At 68.2% G+C, this 3,854-nt stretch carries 3 protein-coding genes; 2 read left to right on the top strand and 1 reads right to left on the bottom strand.

What is annotated here, in order from left to right; translation table 11 throughout:
• Positions 1 to 65: 65 nt before the first annotated feature.
• Complete coding sequence (locus AB0H36_RS47925) at positions 66 to 551, bottom strand: peptidoglycan-binding domain-containing protein (RefSeq protein ID WP_360539049.1); 486 nt, start codon at positions 549 to 551, stop codon at positions 66 to 68.
• A 230-nt stretch (positions 552 to 781) separates the two neighbouring features.
• Between AB0H36_RS47925 and AB0H36_RS47920 the strand changes: the two genes are divergently transcribed.
• Together AB0H36_RS47920 and AB0H36_RS47915 are read left to right on the top strand one after the other, a co-directional pair.
• On the top strand, positions 782 to 1,132 hold the full coding sequence (locus AB0H36_RS47920; protein WP_360539046.1) for a hypothetical protein: 351 nt from the start codon (positions 782 to 784) through the stop codon (positions 1,130 to 1,132).
• A gap of 163 nt (positions 1,133 to 1,295) precedes the next feature.
• Complete coding sequence (locus tag AB0H36_RS47915; protein WP_360539043.1) at positions 1,296 to 3,689, top strand: immune inhibitor A domain-containing protein; 2,394 nt, start codon at positions 1,296 to 1,298, stop codon at positions 3,687 to 3,689.
• Positions 3,690 to 3,854: the final 165 nt, after the last annotated feature.

Genomic DNA, 3,854 nt, shown 5'->3' with positions numbered 1-3,854 from the left:
CGGGCGCGCCCCGCGCGCGGCGGCCCGCCCCCGCCCCCCCCCCCCCACGCCGTAGGGTCGGTGGCTCAGTTGGCCATTTGGTTGTTGCCGTGCACCAGCATGGAGCTCAGCGCGTCGCGGGTCGCCTGGTCGAGCTGGCCGGTCTGCGGCAAGCCGGCATCGTGCTGCAGGTACTTGATGGCGTTGACGGTGTCGGTGTCCTCGTAGCCCGTGATCGGCCCGTTGTAGTAGTTGAGCTGCCCGAGCTGTTGCTGCAGCAGCTTCACTGAGGCTGACGGCGATGTCGGTGTCTGCCGGTGGTCCGGGGCATTCGCGGGTATCGTCCCTCGATCCACTGTCTTCGAGTGGTACTGCGTGGTGCCCGCGTGGACCGCGACCGGGGCGGCGCTCGCGTGGGCTGGGCCTCCCGTCCCGAGTACTGCGGCGGCGACGATCCCCACCATCGCGACGCAGGTGGCGGCGACGGTGGCGACGAGCCAGGTCTTGGTCTTGGCCTGCGGCGTGGGCTGGGTCTGGGTCCGGATCTGGGGCTGGGGTGCGGTGGTGGTCATTTCGGTGTGTTCCTTTCGTCTTCGGTCCGGCTGTTCCGTAACCTTGTGAAAGCAACAATCCGCCGCTCCGGCCGCCGCCAGGATCCGCCGTCCGACCGATCGCCCGGGGGAACCCGCCGTCCCCCGATCGGTGGACGTAGGCGCGCCGTAGTCGGCCGGTGACGCGCAGTCGACGGATCTTCCGTTGGTGGTGGAACATGCAGCAGGATGCAGCCAGGAGGCTGGACGCAATGGTCAGCTTGGCTAGCTACACGACGCTGTACATCAGCGCGATCCGGATGGCCGGAGGAGACGAGCTGGAGAACATCGTCGCGGTGCGGTTCGACGGCGGTTCGAGCGTCAGCGAGGAGTCCTCGGTCGGCGACTTGATCCGGTGGCTTCGACGTACCGATGCGCGTGCCTACGTGCGGCAACCCGACGGCAGCCGGGGGCCGGAGGTGCTCGTCGACCATCACGAAGCCGGGCCTCGGCTCTGCAGCCAGGTCGACGACGCGGTGGGTCTGGACTGCCTGTTGACGCTGCCGCGCCTGAACGGCGAGAAGCGGGTCGGGCACCGGCGCTCCAGCTGGTGGCGCTGGTAGCCGCCTCGAGTGTTGCCGTCGGCAAGCGGATTCCGGCTTCTTTCGGGTGGCGGCGTACGAACTCTTCAGCGATCGGTGACTTCGTCGTAACGTGACGCTGTCAGCGCTCGGGGGTTTACCGCCCAGGCACCCGACCTGGGTCGTCGCGATTCAGGGAGGGATCGTGCGCAGATCAGCAGCCGGACTAGTCGGTCTGGCCCTCGTAGCGACATTCGGCGCGAGCACCGGCTCGACGAGCGTCGCGGCACCACCGGTGGACACGACCCCAGCGAGTCAGGGGGCCAAGGCAACCACGTCCGACGCGCTTCCGCACCCGCAGGAGGAGAAGCGCCAGGAGTTGCGTGAGGAGGCCTGGAGCCTGCTGCTGAGCGGTCAGGCGAAGGCGGAGAAGCGCGGTGCCAGCACCGTGATGAAGCTGGGCAAGAAGTCGGTCCGCAAGACCGACAGTCGAGGCCGGCGGACCGTCACCAGGGTCGACCAGTACGTCGAGCTGGCGCGCGAGAAGACCGACCGGATCTTCGTCGTACTGGCCGAGTTCGGCAACGAGCGGCACCCCGACTACCCGGACCAGGACACCGATCCGGCCACGCCCGGCCCGGCCACCTTCGAAGGACCACTGCACAACGCGATCCCCGAGCCCGACCGGACGGTCGACAACTCGACGGTGTGGCGGTCGGACTACAACCGTGCGTACTACCAGGACCTGTACTTCGGCAACGGTCGCATCGCCGGGGTGGAGACCGTACGGCAGTACTACGAAAAGCAGTCGTCGGGCCGCTACAGCATCAACGGCAAGGTCACCGACTGGGTGAAGGTGCGGTACAACGAGGCGCGGTACGGGCGCAGTAACGGGTTCCCGTGTGCGTCAATCGTGTGCAGCAACACGTGGAACCTGATCCAGGACGCGGTCAACCAGTGGGTCGCCGACCAGAAGGCAGCAGGCCGGACGACGGCGGAGATCACGGCCGAGCTGAAGACGTTCGACCGGTGGGACCGCTACGACTTCGACGGTGACGGGAACTTCGACGAGCCGGACGGCTACCTCGACCACTTCCAGATCGTGCACGCCGGCGGCGACCAGGCCGACGGCGATCCGCACCAGGGCGAGGACGCGATCTGGTCGCACCGCTGGTACGTGCAGACCACGCCGATCGGCGGCGGCGGCCCGACGGGCAACCCGCTCGGCGGCACCCAGGCCGGCGACACCGGCGTCTGGGTCGGCGACTACACGATCCAGCCGGAGAACGGCGGCGTCAGCGTCTTCACGCACGAGTACGGACACGACCTCGGCCTGCCTGACCACTACGACACCTCCGGCGGCGGCGAGAACAGCGTCAACTGGTGGTCGCTGATGGCTCAGAGCCGGGTCAGCGCACGCAACGACCTGGGCATCGGTACCCGGTCGGCCGATCTGGACGCCTGGTCCAAGCTGCAGCTGGGTTGGCTCGACTACGAGATCGTCCTGGCCGGGCAGAACCGGACGCTGGTGCTGGGGCCGCACGAGTACAACTCGGCGAAGCCGCAGGGTCTGGTCGTCGTACTGCCCAAGAAGTCGGTGACCACCGAGTACGGCGCGCCGGCGGCCGGGGCCCGGCAGTGGTGGAGCGGCAGCGGTGACGACCTCAACAACACGATGTCGCGCCAGGTCACGCTCGGGGCCGGGGCGGCCTCGCTGACGCTCCAGGCGAAGTGGGACATCGAGGACTGCGGGCCCGATCCATGCGACTACGCGTTCGTCGAGGTGGACGACGGCACCGGCTACAAGCCGATCGCCGGCACCATCACGAAGGCTGCCGAGGGCAACGGGATCGACGGGACCACGAACGGCGCCTACGTGCCGGCGACGTTCGACCTCACGCCGTACCAGAACAAGACGGTCGGGCTGCGGTTCCGGTACCAGACCGACGGTGCGGTCAAGGGCAAGGGCTTCTTCGCCGACTCGATCCAGGTCACGTCCGGTGGGGCGACCGTCTTCACGTCCGGCGCCGAGACGCCGCCGGAAGGCTGGACGCTGGCCGGCTTCAGCTCGATCGGCGCGTCCGTGACGGGGCTGCACGACAACTTCTACCTGGCCTCGCACATCAACTACGTCTCGCACGACAAGTACCTGCGGACCGGCCCGTACAACTTCGGCTTCCTCAACACCCGGCCGGACTGGGTCGAGCACTTCCCGTACCAGGACGGGCTGCTGATCTGGTACTGGGACACCTCGCAGGGCGACAACAACACCAGCGAACACTTCGGTGAAGGCCTTGTGCTCCCGGTCGACTCGCACCCCGTCCCGATCAACCGCATCGACGGCCAGCTCTGGCGTCCACGGATCGGCGGGTACGACGCGCCGTTCGGCCTGGAGAAGGCGGACTCGTTCACCCTGCACATCAACGGCCAGCCCAGCTACATCCGCGGCCAGAACGGCGTCGCCACCTTCAACGATAGCAAGACCTACTGGTACGCCGAACAACCCACCGCCGGCGTCAAGGTCCCGAACAACGGAGTCAACATCAAGGTCCTCGAACGCAACGGGACGTCCATCAAGGTCCGCGTCACCAAACGGTGACCCTCGACTTGCCGGGCCGGACCACTTCCGGCCCGGCAAGTCGTTACCACCCCCCCCGGGCCCGCGCCGCGTAGGGGCCGGCTGGACCCGGCGCTGCCCCCCCCCCCAGGGGGCCCGGGGCCGGGCCCCCGTTTGTCGAAACCCTGGTGGGGGGGCCATGTGGTC

Source organism: Kribbella sp. NPDC050820 (assembly GCF_040653975.1).
Lineage (GTDB): Bacteria > Actinomycetota > Actinomycetes > Propionibacteriales > Kribbellaceae > Kribbella.
Note: the sequence above shows the minus strand (reverse complement) of the source record. Positions and strands in the feature narration are given on the sequence as shown.

Excerpts from the sequence above, each read along its gene's own strand:
- AB0H36_RS47925 (WP_360539049.1), bottom strand. The coding sequence starts at position 551 with ATGACCACCACCGCACCCCAGCCCCAGATCCGGACCCAGACCCAGCCC.
- AB0H36_RS47920 (WP_360539046.1), top strand. The coding sequence starts at position 782 with ATGGTCAGCTTGGCTAGCTACACGACGCTGTACATCAGCGCGATCCGG.